The 14082-nt window shown below is 73.6% G+C and carries 10 protein-coding genes; 1 reads left to right on the top strand and 9 read right to left on the bottom strand.

Features of this window, described 5'->3' with window-relative positions:
* Positions 1-35 precede the first annotated feature (35 nt).
* The 6 genes from WMF26_RS07525 to WMF26_RS07500 all read right to left on the bottom strand — a co-directional run bounded on the left by WMF26_RS07525 (position 36) and on the right by WMF26_RS07500 (position 7561).
* A complete protein-coding gene (locus WMF26_RS07525) occupies positions 36-1232 on the bottom strand; it encodes a glycosyltransferase family 4 protein (protein ID WP_020733467.1) in 1197 nt (398 codons plus the stop codon).
* Positions 1229-3874 (bottom strand): efflux RND transporter permease subunit, encoded by a 2646-nt coding sequence (locus WMF26_RS07520; protein WP_437999763.1) that lies wholly within the window; start codon positions 3872-3874, stop codon positions 1229-1231. Before WMF26_RS07520 ends, WMF26_RS07525 begins: the two co-directional genes overlap by 4 nt.
* Before the next feature lie 110 nt (positions 3875-3984).
* Positions 3985-5574, bottom strand: coding sequence for a glycosyltransferase (locus tag WMF26_RS07515; RefSeq protein WP_437999762.1), 1590 nt, complete (start codon positions 5572-5574; stop codon positions 3985-3987).
* A 248-nt stretch (positions 5575-5822) separates the two neighbouring features.
* On the bottom strand, positions 5823-6824 hold the full coding sequence (locus WMF26_RS07510; protein ID WP_437999761.1) for a glycosyltransferase family protein: 1002 nt from the start codon (positions 6822-6824) through the stop codon (positions 5823-5825).
* Between the two features lie 6 nt (positions 6825-6830).
* On the bottom strand, positions 6831-6959 hold the full coding sequence (locus WMF26_RS07505; protein ID WP_437999760.1) for a hypothetical protein: 129 nt from the start codon (positions 6957-6959) through the stop codon (positions 6831-6833).
* Positions 6956-7561, bottom strand: coding sequence for a DNA-3-methyladenine glycosylase I (locus tag WMF26_RS07500; protein ID WP_437999759.1), 606 nt, complete (start codon positions 7559-7561; stop codon positions 6956-6958). The genes WMF26_RS07505 and WMF26_RS07500 overlap by 4 nt, the downstream gene beginning before the upstream one ends.
* 224 nt (positions 7562-7785) lie before the next feature.
* Between WMF26_RS07500 and WMF26_RS07495 the strand changes: the two genes are divergently transcribed.
* A complete protein-coding gene (locus tag WMF26_RS07495) occupies positions 7786-9294 on the top strand; it encodes a serine/threonine-protein kinase (RefSeq protein WP_437999758.1) in 1509 nt (502 codons plus the stop codon).
* Positions 9295-9335: 41 nt separating this feature from the next.
* On the opposite strand, the gene WMF26_RS07490 is transcribed toward WMF26_RS07495, so the two are convergent.
* From WMF26_RS07490 to WMF26_RS07480, 3 genes are all read right to left on the bottom strand, one after another.
* Positions 9336-10625, bottom strand: coding sequence for a glycosyltransferase family 4 protein (locus WMF26_RS07490; RefSeq protein WP_437999757.1), 1290 nt, complete (start codon positions 10623-10625; stop codon positions 9336-9338).
* 283 nt (positions 10626-10908) lie between these two features.
* Entirely contained in the window at positions 10909-12909 is a 2001-nt protein-coding gene (locus tag WMF26_RS07485) for a nucleotide-binding protein (RefSeq protein ID WP_437999756.1), read from the bottom strand.
* A gap of 1 nt (position 12910) precedes the next feature.
* Positions 12911-13831 carry a hypothetical protein gene (locus WMF26_RS07480; RefSeq protein WP_437999755.1) on the bottom strand — a complete coding sequence of 307 codons (921 nt, stop codon included), beginning with the start codon at positions 13829-13831 and terminating at the stop codon, positions 12911-12913.
* Between the last annotated feature and the right edge of the window lie 251 nt (positions 13832-14082).

Here is a 14082-nt window from a genome sequence, read left to right as displayed (position 1 = left end):
ATCCAGGCGCTCGGGCGCTCCGGCGCTCCGGCCGCTCAGCCATCGCGCCCGCCGCCGGCGCGCCCGCCCTGGCCGCGGCCGAGCAGGTCCGCGTACAGCGCGAAGAGCGCGTCGAAGTGCTCGTCGCTCGCGGGCAGCCGCTCGCCCGCGGCGCGGGCCGCCGCGGCGCGCTCGGCCCGGGGGCGCTCCAGCACCCGCTCGATCGCGGCGGCGACCTCGGCGGCCGGGGCGCGCGGCGGGTACGCCTCCGCGGCGCCGGGGCTCACGAAGTCCATGGCCGCGCCGGCCGCGGGGACGACCAGCGGCAGGCCCGAGCAGAGCGCCTCGCCCAGCACGAAGCCGAACGTCTCGGCGGCGCCCCCGTGGACGAACACGTCGGCGCTGGCGAGCAGCGCCGCGTACGTGGCGCGGTCCTTCGCGAAGCCGAGGAAGCTCACCTGCGGCAGGCCGGCCGCGCGCCGCTCGAGCCGCGCCCGCTCGGGCCCGTCGCCCAGCACCGCCAGCGCCACCGGGCGCCGCGCCGCGAGCTCCCGCGCGGCGTCGATCACGAGCGCGACCCGCTTCTCGACGGCGAGCCGGCACGCGACGAGCAGCAGCGCCGCCGAGGGGTCGTCCGCGAAACGCCCGAGCAGGCTCCTCCGCAGCGCGGCGTCGGCGCGCGAGGGGTCGAACGACTCGCGGCGCACGCCGAACGTGACGCGATGGACGCGCTCGCAGCCGTGCGCGCGGAGCTGCTCGGCGATGAACGTCCCCGGCGCGATCGTCGCGTCGAACCGCCGCGACAGGGCCCGCGGCCAGGCGAACAGCGCGCCCTCCAGGGCGCGGGCGACCGCGCGCGGGCGCAGCCGGTCGAGCAGCGGCGCGGCGTACGTGCTGATCTGGTCGGAGTGGTACACGAACGTGCGGAGCGGGACCCCGCGCTCGGTCGCCGCGACGAGCGCGGCCGTGTACGGCGCGCTCGCCTGCAGCACGTCGGGCGCCTCGCGGCGGATGATCGCGCGGACCGCGCCGAGCCGGAGGAGGGCGTGGTACGTCGGGTCGTAGGGCATCGGCGGGCCGGCCACCCGCACGATGCGGCCCTGCTCGAGCGGCACCACCTCGTCGCGCGGCCCGGGCGCCACGACGACCACCTCGTGGCCGCGCCGGCTCCCCTGGCGCACGAGCTCCTCGAGGTACGACCGCACGCCGCCCCCGCGCGACGAGAAGAACTCCGCGACGTCGAGGATCTTCACGAGTGGTGGCTCCCTCTCCAGAGCAGGCCGCCCCTCCAGGCGCGCTGGAGCGCCCCGGAGCGGCTCATCACGTGGAGCAGCGCCGGCAGGAACAGGAGCGCGGTCGCCACGCACGCGATCTCGCCGCTCACCGCGACCCAGCCGAACGAGTTCAGCGCCTGGTTGTCGGCGAAGATGAGCGACCCGTAGCCCAGCACGGTCGTGTAGCTGCAGAGCGCCACCGGGCCGGCCGAGCGCTTCAGCGCGAGCGCCACGTCGCCGCCGAGCAGGCGCGCGCGATCGAAGACGTTGAACGGGTACTCGCAGCCGATGCCGAAGGTGATCGGCAGCGCGATGAAGTTCAGGAAGTTGATCTTCACGTCGAGCATGGCCATCGCGACCGCCGTCGCGAGCACGCCGAGCACGAGGGCCGACAGCACCGAGAACGCGCCCATCAGGCTGCCGGTCGCGAGCACCACGACGAAGGTGACGGCCAGGAACGACGCCGCCGTCGCCAGCGGGCCGTCGCGCTCCATCGACCGGATCATCTCGGCGAAGACCGTCGGCCGGCTCGCCGTGACCACGTGCGTCCCGTCGGGGAGGACCACGTTGCCGGTCGTGTTCGCCATCCGGAGGAGGTTCTTGCCGTTCGAGAACGAGACGTTGTTCTTGTACTTCACGTAGAACACCGTGCCCACGACCCCGTTGTTCTCCTCGAACCGCCGCCGGATGAGGTCGGGCAGCTCGTGGGGCGTGATCACGCGCAGGGACTCCGGCGGCCGCATGCTCTGGACGCGCTCCCGATCCTCCGGGGACAGCGACTTCAGCACGCGCGGGGTCAGCCGGTCGCGGATCCGCCCCAGGATCTCGAGCTTCTGGCGCTGCTCCTCGGGCGAGCCGGGCAGGACGTCCGCGATGGTCGCGACGTCGGCCACGAGCTTGCCCTCCGGGTCCTTCGCGTCGTTCGCCAGGATCTGCGCCTTGATGGCCGGCACCTGCTCGGGGGTGTCCGCCAGCATCATCGCGCCCGCGACGTTCATCTTGCCGCCGAACACCTCGGACGCCTTGAGCGACCAGCTCCCCGCGCCCTTCTCCCGCGAGCTCTTCGAGCCGAGGCGCGCGAAGTTGTACTCCCACGGGTCCCTCACGTACGCGGGGAGCTTCCACGCCGAGAGGATCAGGATGAGCGGCGCCACGGCGAGGATCACGACCGGCCAGCGCCTCGTGACCCGGGCGAGCAGCCGCGCCCCGGGCCCGGCGGTGCCCTCGTCCGAGACGCGCGGCGCCGGATCGCGCAGCCAGCGCGGGAGCCTCGCCTGGATGCGCTCGATGGCGACGAGCGTCGCCGGCACGAGCGGCACGATGGACGCCCAGACCATGAGCATCCCGACGAAGCCGATCGTGCCGAACTGGCTGAACCCCCGGAAGTGCGTGATCGTGAGCGAGCCGTACGCGATCGCCGCCACGCACGCCCCGACGAGCTCGGCCCGGAACGCGTTGACGACCGCCTCGCGCCGCGCCTCGTCCGCCGCCATGCCGCGCGCGCGGAAGTCGCGGTACCGGGACAGGAGCACGATCGGGTAGTTGACCCCGTTGCCGACGATGATCGCCCCGAGGAACGCGCCGACCGTGTTCACGTAGCCGTACGTCGCCGTCGCGAACGCGTACCCCGCGCTCGCGCCGAACGCCGTGGGCAGGGCGATCACGATCAGCGACCAGGGCGAGCGGTAATAGAGCGCCACGCCGCCGAGGATCAGCACGAGGGCGATGACCGTGGCCCACACCGCCTCGCTCACGAGCGACTTCTGCTCGGCGATCGCGTTCGGGATGTCGCCGGCGTACCCGACCTGCATGGCCGGGTGGAACTTCGCCGGCTCGAGGCGCCCGACGAGCGCCGTCACCTCGTCGAGGAGCTGGGCCGCGCTGCGATCGCCCATCCCGGCGCTCCGCGAGACGATGCGGATCGCGACCATGCGCCCGTCGGGCGTGGAGAAGTAGCCGCTCGGGAACTCGTCGATCTTCTTGAGCCGCCGCTGGAGCTCCGCCCACGTGTCGTCGAGCGACAGGCCCTTCTTCGCCGGCGCGCCCGCCGCCTGGCCCTGGCTGGCGGCGCCGTTCGCGCCGCCGCCCTCGCCCGCGTCGAGGTCATCGATGAGGCCGCTGCGGAGCGCGATCTCGAGCTCGATCGCCTCGTCCGCCTGCTCGAGCTCCCGGACGCCCGCGTAGAGCCACTTGTTCTCGTCGAAGAAGCGGCGCACGTCCTTGGTGCCGGTCTCCACGTAGCGGATGAGCGACGCGGGCCCGCACGCGCTCCGGCACGCGTCGTCGGCGCACGCCGCGAGGCAGGCCGCGCGCGCGGCGTGGTGACGGAGCGGCTCCTCCAGCTGCTCCGAGAGCGCGTCGATGAACCGCTCGTTCGCGCCGCGATCCGGCGACTCGGCGATCACGATGAGCTGCGCGCCGCCGTCCACGCGCTTGGCCTGGCGCTCGTAGGCCATGAACGCCGGGCTGTCGCTCGGCAGGAGCTCCCGGAGCTCCGTGCGCAGCTCGAGCCGCGAAGCGTAACCCCATAGCCCTGCCATGGTGGCGATCGCCAGGCCGATCACGAGCCAGGGACGGCGCCCGCTGAAGTCGACGAGCGCCCCGATCATCCTGAGGAGCATGCGAAAGACACCTCGAGCCGGCGCCGCGCGGAGGGCGGCGCCGGGCCGGTCTTACCACGCGCGCGAGGCGCGCACGGCGGCCAATGGCGAGAACGACCTCACGCGCAGAATCACGCGCAGAACGACGGCTGGATGCCCTTCGGCCGCGGCGCCGCGGCCGGGCGCAGGTGACCGAAGGCGAACAGGCCGCCGGTGAAGCCCACCCACGAGCGGAAGTGCCGGAAAGTCTCCCACCACTGGAGCGCCTTCGGCCCCTCGACGAGCGGCCGGATCCCGGCCTCCCGGGCGTGCTCGCGCGCGTTCACGAAGGCGTTCGCGAGCATCCGCTGCACCACGATCGGCGAGGACCGCTCGCGCGCGCGCTGCGCCGCCGCGCTCCCGAGCCGCGCGGCGGCCTGCGGATCGCGCGCGAGCGCGAGCGCGGCGTTGCCGAACGCGGCGTTCGCCCTGTCCTCCGCGAGCGCCCCGCGGCCGGGATCGAGCAGCAGGCCGTTGTAGCCGCTCTGGATCTGCGAGCTCACGCCCATGCCGTCGGCGAACGCCACCGTCGGGGAGCCGCACCAGAGCGCCTCGCTGAGCACGTTGCCGAACGTCTCGCTCAGCGACGCGTGCAGGAAGGCGGTCGCGTGCCGGTAGTAGTCCGAGATGCGGCTGTACGGCACCTCGCCCGTCATGATGACCCGCCGGGCGACGCCGAGCTCCCGCGCGAGCGCCGCGTACGCCGCGCTGTCGGGCCCGTCGCCGACCAGCGTGAGCGTCGCCTGCGGGTGGTGCGGGGCGATGTGCTCGGCGAAGATGCGGATCAGGCGGTGCTGCGACTTCTCGCGCGTGTGGCGCCCGGCGCAGACGAAGCGCGGGCCGCGCACGTCGAGCCCGCGCTCCTCGAGCAGCGGCGCGTACGGGTCGGGGCCGAGCGGGCGATCGAACACGTCCTCCGGGACCATCCGCGGGATGACGTGGATGGGCACCGCCACCCCCCGTTCGCGCCAGTAGTCGCGCAGGCCCTCGCTCAGCACGACGAGCCCGTCGCCCTGGTTGTAGAGGTCCACGAAGAGCCGCTCCATCGGGGCGCGCAGCGTCTTGTGGAGCACCGTGTGGACCGCGCCGATCCGGGACACGCGCTCGGGCAGGAGCACGTCGTACGCGGCCGCGAGGTGCGTCGTGTTCACGCAGAGCAGCGGGATGCCGCGCATCTTGCGCAGCCAGATGCCGAACTCGACAAGGAGCGTCGTGGTCTGGGCGAAGCAGATGTCGAAATCCCACCGCATCGGATCGAACACGAAGGACTCCAGGGGCATCGGCAGGTGCACCCCCGGATAGGTGCGCAACGGCAGGCTGGGCAGGGCGACGGTGCCGGGGGGCATCTCGTCGGCCGAGGCGTCAGGATCCCGGGGTCCGATCAGTGTTGCCTGGTGACCACAGGTGTTGAGCGCGCGATACAGGGCCCGCGTCTGGAAGACGGCCCCGTTCGCGTAAGGAATGCGCGTGAAGTCGCTGAGGATGGCGACCTTCAGCGGCCGCCCGTTGGCTCCGGAGAGGGCAGCGAAGGGATTTTCAGGAAGAGCCGCCTGCGCCCGGGCGGGGGAATGCCCTCCCCGCGCCGATCCCGTCGATGGAGTGTGGCGCACCGACGCGATCGCGTCGTGCTGTGCGCGATCGATGCGGTGCTCACCCAGCGGCCGAATTGCATCCATGGTCATCTTCGTTGCTCCTTCGAGAAGCGGCGCAGCCCTTCGTCAACGGCCGGCGCGCGCGGCGCGACGGGCGATATGACGTTCGTGTCGCGCTCCTGGCAGCCGTGTCGTCCTGCGCCTGCGAGCGCAGCCTGCTGCTCGCCACAGCAGCGATTCCTCGCCCTCGTCACTCCGAATCGACGGGGACGTTTAGCAAACCTCGTGCCTATCTCACCACCTGCCATCGTCGCGCGAGTGCGAACACGGCGATGCACCTAGGCCATTCGGCGCGCCTCATCAAGCATGGCGAGCACGGCCGAGGGTGCGTCCGGCAACGAGCCCGCGAGGTCGACGCGCGCGAAGTCGCCTGCGCGGACGCGCTCGAAGAAGCGCGCCACGCAGCGCGACGAGAGCGACGCGAACGAGCTCGCGACGGCGACCCCCGCGGCCGCGGCCAGGCTCGCGTTGAGCGCCTGCTCGTGATCGCGCGCTTCGTGGAGGGCGAGCACGGGCTTGCCCGCGACGACGCACTCGGCGAGCAGGTTGCTCCCGGCCGAGGCCACGACGGCGGACGCGGCGGCGAGGTGGGCGAGGAAATCGCGGCTGTCGAACGGCATCGCCCGCACGCCGGGCACGCGGAGGTCCGGGTCGCCGAACGCGATCACGCGCCGCCCGCCGGCCGCGACGAGCTCGATCGCCGCGCGCGCGTTGCGATCGCGGAAGTAGCAGACGACGGCGCCGGGCTCGATATCCTGCCCCGCGCCCGCGGGCGGCCGCCGCGGCGCCGGGCGCGCGACGATCGTGCGCGGCATCGCCGGCTCGGCGGGCAGGAAATGGACGGCGACCGCGTAGGTCCGCCGGGTGACGGCCCACGTGGTCCGGCGGCAGGCGAGCACCCCGAGGCGCGGCAGCTCCTCGGGCAGGCGGCAGCGCTTGAAGAGGAGGTCGTGGCCGAGCGCGACCGCGGGGATCCCGAGCGCGCGGGCGGCGAGCAGCGAGGGCACGTCGCCGTCGCTCAGGATGGCGTCGGGCCGGAAGTCCGCCTGCTCGACGAGCTCCCTGGCGAGGCGGCGCGGGAGCTCGATCGCGCCCCCGAGGCCGGGGTAGATGGGCCGGACGAGGCGGTGCTCCGGGAGGGCGCCGAGCAGATCCGCCGCCTGGCCGCCGCCGTAGATCCTGAGCTCGTGGCCGCGCTCGCGGAGCGCTCCCGCGATCGCCAGCGCGCGGCTCGCGTGCCCGCGCCCGCGGCCGTGGACGTAGTAGCCGATCTTCGCCACGGGCCCTCAGGGCTCGCCCGGCGCGGCGCGGCCGTCGCGCGGGTGATCGCCCATCCGGACGCCGGAGCCGCCCGGCGCCCGGTCGCCGTGGTCGTGCTGCCCCTCGGGGACGACGCGCGCGCGCCCCTGCTTCATCGCCGCTTCTTCCCCGCGCCGGCCCGAGCGCCGGCGATGGCCTTCACCGGCTCGTACCGGAAGCAGCTCACGAGGTGATCGTTGACCATCCCGGTCGCCTGCATGAGCGCGTAGCAGATGGTCGAGCCGACGAACTTGAAGCCGCGGCGCGCGAGGTCCTTGCTGAGCGCGTCCGAGATCTCCGTCTTCGCCGGGACCTCCGCGAGGGCGCGGAACGCGTTGACCACGGGCGCGCCGCCGACGAAGCCCCAGAGGTACGCGTCGAAGCTGCCGTGCTCGCGCTGCACCTCGAGGAAGCGCTGCGCGTTGACGACGGCCGACGCGACCTTGAGCCGGTTGCGCACGATCCCGGGGTTCGCGAGGAGCTTCTCGACGCGCGCGGGCGTGAAGCGGGCCACGCGGGCCGGGTCGAAGCCCGCGAACGCCTCGCGGTACGCCGCGCGCTTGCGCAGCACGGTGAGCCAGCTGAGCCCCGCCTGCGCGCCCTCGAGGATCAGCATCTCGAAGAGCGCCTGGTCGTCGTGCAGCGGCACGCCCCACTGCTCGTCGTGGTAGGCGACATACTCGGGATCCGCGGTCACCCACGGGCATCGCTCCGGCATCGCGCGGCACTGTAGCAGCTTCCTCTCCGCGCGATTCCGCGCAATCTTGCGCGATCACGCGCGCCGCTCCGCGGGGGCGACGTGCGCTTTGACTCCCCGCCAGCGCGGCGCTCCAATGCGGCCTGCACCCTGGGCCGCGCCGCACCATGAACGCCTCGAGCAGCTCTCATCCGACGGGATCCCAGGGAGCCTCCGGCCCGAGCTCGACGGAGGAGCGCCGCGCGATGGCGCGGGGCCTCCCCACCGCGCTGGTGACCTGGCCCACCTTCGCGGCGCTCGACGTGTTCGTCGTGCTGGCGGTGTTTCCGAGCGCCTCCGTCGCGCGGCTGCTGCTCTACCGGCTGTTCGGCGAGATCATCCTGCTCTGGCTCTACCTGCTCGCGCGGCGCGGGCAGACCTCGGCCGAGCTCCTCGACGCCGCCCACGTGTTCGCGGTCTGGAGCACGGGGGGGCTGATCTCGGTGATGGCCCTGGAGTTCGGGGATCTCACCTGGAACTACATGCACGGGCTGTCGATCGTGATGCTCGTCGACGCGACGATCCTGCCGACGCACTTCACGCGCTCGCTGCGGATGACGCTCCCCGTGGCGCTCAGCTTCCCGATCATCATGGGCGCGGGGGCGTCGCTCGACCCGTCGCTCGCGGCGCAGTGGACGTCGCCGCGGTCGCTCGTCGTCTTCGCCTGCAACTACATCTTCGTGCTCGCCACCGCGATCCTCGTGTCGGCGGCGAGCCACGGCCTCTGGTCGGCGCGCCAGCAGGTCTACGAGGCCCGCAAGCTCGGCCGCTACCGGCTCGTGGCGCCGGTCGGCCGGGGCGGGCAGAACGAGGTGTGGCTCGCGTGGGACGAGTCGCTCCGCCGCGACGTGGCGCTGAAGCTGCTCCGCAGCGAGAGCAAGTCCGAGGGCGACGTGCGCAGCTTCGAGCGCGAGGCGCGCGCGACGAGCCGGCTCACGTCGCCGCACACCATCCGGATCTTCGATTTCGGGGCGAGCAGCGACGGCATCTTCTACATCGCGATGGAGCACCTGGCCGGCGCCGACCTGGCCACCCTGGTGCGCGATCACGGCCCGATGCCCCCCTCGCGCGTCGTGCACTTCGCGCGGCAGATCTGCCTCTCGCTGGCGGAGGCGCACGACGCGGGCGTCATCCACCGCGACATCAAGCCGCACAACCTCTACATCACGCGCGTCGGCGACGAGCACGACGTGCTCAAGGTGCTCGACTTCGGGATCGCGAAGCAGGTGACCCTAGAAGGGGACGCGAGCATGACGGACGTCGGCGTGATCAAGGGAACGCCGACCTACATGTCCCCGGAGATGATCTCGGCCGGCGCGGTCGACGCGCGCAGCGACATCTACTCGCTCGGCGTCACGCTCTATTACCTGCTGACGGGGGTGGCCCCGTTCGAGGGCCGGAGCTTCGGCAAGCTCGTCTACTCCCACATGACGATGCCGCCGATCCCGCCGTCGCTGCGCGCGCCGTGGCCGCTCTCGTCGGAGCTGGAAGAGGTGGTGATGCGGTGCCTCGCCAAGCGGCCCGGCGACCGTTACCAGAGCGCGCGCGAGCTGCTCGCGGCGCTCGAGGCGTGCGCGCCGGAGCCGCACTGGACGCCGGAGGACGCGAGGAGCTTCTGGGCCGCGCGCGCCGCGATGCCGCGCGCCGAGCCGCCGCCCCCGGATCCCGGCCCCACCGTGCGCCTTCGGCCGGACAAGGCCGTGCCGGTGGCCTGAGGCGGGCCCGCGCCGAGGCGGGCCCGCGCCGCGCGGCCTCCTCAGGCCTGGCTGACCGCGACCTCGGGGAACCGCCGCGAGGCGGGCGGCGGCGCCCAGCGCGTGGACGGAGGGGGCTGCCCGTCGAGCTGGAGCGCCGGGCGCTTCTCGACGATCGCCGGCAGCGGCCGCTCGCCCCGCGCGGCGAGGATCGAGTTGTAGAAGGCGCGGGCGCTCTCGTCCCACCCCTTGCACCCCGAGATCGCCGCGATCCGCTCGGGATCGTACGGCGCGTGCGCCGCGCGCACCATGGCCTGGGCCAGCGCGTGCAGATCGCCGGGCGAGACGAGCTCGCCGAGCTCGGGGCTGCTCAGCACGTCGGGGATGCCCCCGACCCGCGTCGCCACCACGCGGCGGCCGGACGCGATCGACTCGATCACGACGTTCGGCGTGCCCTCGTGGTGGCTCGGCAGCACCAGCGCATCGCAGGCGGCGACCCAGCGCGCCACCTGGTCGTGCGGCAGGCGCCCCGTCAAGAGGACGCGGTCGCCGAGCCGCTCCGCCGCCGCGCGGCAGGCCTGCTCGTCGGCGCCGCTCCCGACCAGCACGAGGTCGATGTCCGGGTGCGCCGCGGCGATCCGCTCGAAGGCGGCGATCGCGTCGAGCGCGCCCTTGTCGCGGAGCAGGTGGCCGACGTAGAGCAGCATCCGGCGGTCCGCGGCGCGGCCCAGCGCGGCGCGGGCCTCGCCCCGGTCGCGCGGCCGGAACATGGCGCGATCGACGCCGTTCATGACGACATCGATGCGATCGCGCGGGACGCCGAGCGCGTGGACCCCCTCGGCGAGCTGCTTGCTCACGGCGACGACGCGCGTCGCGCGCCGGAGCCCCCACTCCAGCGCGGGCCGCACCGCCGGCTGCTGGGAGAGCACGTCGATGTCCGAGCCGTGCACCTTGACGACGGCCGGGACGCCGAGCAGCTCCGCCAGGCACACCGCGGCGAAGCCGTCCGGGTAGGCGAACGATCCGACGATCACGTCCGGCGCCGGGTGGTGCCGCGCGAGCTCGAAGAGCATCGAGGCCGCGTAGAGCGGGCCGTTGAGGTACGGCGCGACCTTCGGCAGGTACAGGAACCGCGGGTGGCGCACCGGCAATCCCTCGATCACCTCCTCGCGAGGCGCGTTGTCCGCGATTGACCACCTGGAGAACCTGGAGGCCCCCGGAAACCAGGGGATGGTGGCGAAGACGTCGATGTCACAATAACGCGACAGCGCGGCGAACTGCCGCCGGTTGAACGGCGCCTGGCCGGGGTTCATCGCGTTCGGGAAGACCTTGGTGATAAGCAGGATGCGCATACCTCTGCTCCTCCGGACTCGCCCGCAGGCTCGACAGGAGTCCTCCAAATAGGGGGGTGCGCGGCTCGCGCGCGGTCGAGCCACGGTCAGCAGAGAACATGCCACCTCGGAGAAGCTGGAAACGAGGCCGGAATGGCAGCGGCAGGCCCGCGCCAGCAACGAGCGAGCATCCAGCCTGCCTCAGGCGAGGCAAATTTGCACAGGACCGGCTGGGGTCGCCTGCGTGAGACAGTTCAGCAGACAGCGGGTTTGTACATCAGGGCGCCAATTTTACAACCCTGGGTTACAGGGAAAGCTTCGTCAGAAACGCATCTCCCTGGCCCGCGCCCGAGAGCGCCCCGTGACCGAAGTTGACTTTTCCGTAGAAACGGCCGGCGAGCAGCACGCTCGCTCCTGAGCCCGCCGTGACATCCAGGCCGACCTGCGTCTGACCGTCCCCGAACAGCGAGCTGAACAGGTGATCGCCCGCGGGGCCGAGCTTGACCAGGTAAACGTCGGTCTTGCCCCGGCTCGTCAGCAGCCCGCCGCCGAAGTCCGCCGCGCCGAAGAGCGGCCCCGCGAGCACGATGTTGCCGGCGGCGTCCACGTCGGCGCTCGCGCGCGCGCCCGTCTCGAAGTCGGTGAGCAGCTGGTCCTCCGCGTCGCCGAAGCGCCGGCTCAGGACGTGCGCGCCGTCGCTGGAGAGCCGGGCGACGTACAGGTCCCGCCCGCCGGCCGTCGTCAGCCGCCCGCCGCCGAAGTCGATGGTCGACGCGAACGTGCCCGTGAGCACCACGTCGCCCGTCGCCTCGTGAACCGCGACGTCGTGGGCCTCGTCGGCCTCGGCGCCGCCGAACCGGGCGCTCCAGAGGTGGTCGCCCGAGGGGCCGAGCTTGGCCACGAAGACGTCCGAGAGCCCCGCGCTCGCGAGCGGCGCCCCGCCGAGATCGATCGAGCCCGAGAAATGGCCCGCGACGAGCAGGTTGCCGTCCGCGTCGGCCGCGATCGCGTGGGCGTAGTCGTCGCCCTCGTCGCCGGCGCGCAGGGCGAGCAGCGTGCGGCCGTCCCCCGGGGCGAGCCGCAGCACGAAGGCGTCGCGCAGGCCCGCGCTCGTGAGCACGGCGCCGTCGACGTCGACCGCGCCGTGGAAGCCGCCCGCCACGAGGACGTTGCCCGCCGGATCGACGGCGACGCGATCGCAGCGATCCGCGCCGGATCCGCCGATCATCCGGCTCCAGACGTGCTCGCCGCCCGCGTCGAGCTTGACGACGAACACGTCGTCGCCCCCGTGCGACACGAGCACGCCGCCGCCGAGGTCGACGCTGCCGAACGCGCGGCCCGCCACGACGACGTCGCCGGCCGGGTCGACCGCGAGCGCCATCGCGAACTGGTTGCCGTCGCCCGCGAAGCGCTTGCTCCAGAGGTGCGTGCCGAACCTGTCGAACTTCGCCACGTACGCGTCGGCGCCCGTGGCCGTCAGCGGCCCGCCGCCGAAGTCGACCGTGCCCTCCATCTGGCCGGCCACGAACACGTTCCTGTCCGCGTCGACGGCCACGGCGCGGGCGTACTGGCCGTTCGCGTCGCCGAAGGCGCGGCTCCACACCTCCTCGCAGGCGGGCGCGCGCCCGTCGCAGTCCTCGTCCTCGGGCGTGTCGCACGCGTCGAACGCGGGCAGGACCTCGCCCGTGCACGGGCCCCACGACGTGCCCTCGGCGTTGCAGGTGCGGGTGCCGTCCGCGCAGCGCCCGACGCCGCGCGTGTCCTCCGCGCCGGAGTAGCACGCCTCCTGCGCGCCGGGCGCGCACACGCACCCGGGGCAGCCGCAGTCGGGGCCGCTGCACGCGGCCGGCGCGAGCTCCGCGATCCACGCGGCCACGCACGCGAGCTCCTCGGACGAGTACGGAGCCCCGCCGAGCGGCATGCGCGCGCCGCAGGACGGCGCGTCCGCGAGCTTCGCGTAGAGCACGCTCTCCTCCGGCCGGTCGGGGTCGGCGAGCACGCCCGCGCAGCTCTGGGCCGGGCGCCCGGCGACGCGATCGCCGACGCCGAGCGTGACGAGGTCGAGGGCGGCCGCGGGCTCTCCCGGACCGTGGCAGCTCGCGCCGCCGCAGCGCTCGGCGAACACCGCGGGCACGTCGGCGCAGTCGGCCGGCGGGCGGTCGTCGGGCGTCTCGAACCGCGCCTTGTCGTCGATCCTGCCGGGACACCCCGCGAGCAGCGGCAAGGCCGGCGCGGCGAGCGCGGCCGCCGCCCAGAAGCCGCGGCGGAGGCCGGACGCGCCGCGCGCCGCGCGCGCTCCGCGCACCTCAGTACCCATAATAAGCGACCCCCAGGTGAGCGGCGAAGAGCTGATCGAGCGCCCCACCGGCGATGTACGGGTCCCCGGGCTCGGCGTCGAAGTCGTAGAAGAACCGCGCGTACGACGCCCCGGCGCGCGCCTCGAGCCCCGGCGCGAACGGGACGGCGACCGCGACGCGGAGGTCGACGCCGCCGGCGCTGGGCTCGCGGAAATACGACGCGAGCGCGCCCATCGAGAGCGGCGCCTGGTAGCCCGCGCCGGCCTCCAGCGCGACCGGGCCGACAGGGAGGCGGCCGTCCGCGCCGAGGCGCAGGGCGACGTAAGACACCGCCGCCGCGTCGCGCGACGGGTCGCCGGTCGGCGCGACATCGAAGTCGGTCCAGCAGAGTCCGCCGCTCGCGAACAGGACCGGACCAGCCTGCCCGGCCGGGCGGTAACGGCCCTTGAGCCCGGCGTGCAGCCGGCTGAAGGAGGTCGATACGCTCGCTCCCCCGCCGCCCTCCGAGTCGAGGCCGACGGCGCGGGCGTACGAGAGGGCGATCCCGAGATCGCGGAGCACCGGCAAGGCGCTGCGCGCGAGCGGGTACAGCTCCGCTCGGAGCGACGGCATGGGCACGCCGAGCACCTCGTAGGTGCGGAGGTTCTCGGAGAGCAGGTCCGTATAGGACAGCGTACGACCCGCGATCTCGAGATCGACTCCAGCGCTGAAGAGCTCGGTGCCCACGGCGGCCCTCACGGCGGCCCCCTCGGTGGCCCCCTCGGTGGGTAGAGCGCGCCCCTCGTCGCGCTCCGCCGCCTCGGGGCGGAGCGCCGCCGCGGCCTCGGCCGCGCGCGCGGCAGACGGCGCGGCGAGCGCCGCGAGCGCCGCGCCGAGCAGCGCGGCCGCATGGGAGCGGCGCGCGCGGCGCCGCGATTGCGCGGGAAACACAGGACAGGCGCGCGTTCGCCTCGTTGGCATCGAGCGCGAGCATAGTCGCTCTTCACGTCGCGGGTCGAGCGTCGCTTTCGAGATACCGAGTCGGCGACGCCCCGCGGAGATCCGGGGCAATCCGCCGCGAACCGCGGCGAACCGAGCCCGCGGTAAGGCGAGCGCGCATGGGAGGATCGCATCGGCCCCAAGCTCCCACTTGATTCGCCCCCTCCTCGCGCGGCGCCTATCCTGGAGGAGTGGATTGCCAT

It is taken from the genome of Sorangium sp. So ce185 (assembly GCF_051526825.1).
GTDB classification, from domain to species: domain Bacteria; phylum Myxococcota_A; class Polyangia; order Polyangiales; family Polyangiaceae; genus Sorangium; species Sorangium cellulosum_D.
This window is presented reverse-complemented; position numbering and strand designations above follow the sequence as displayed.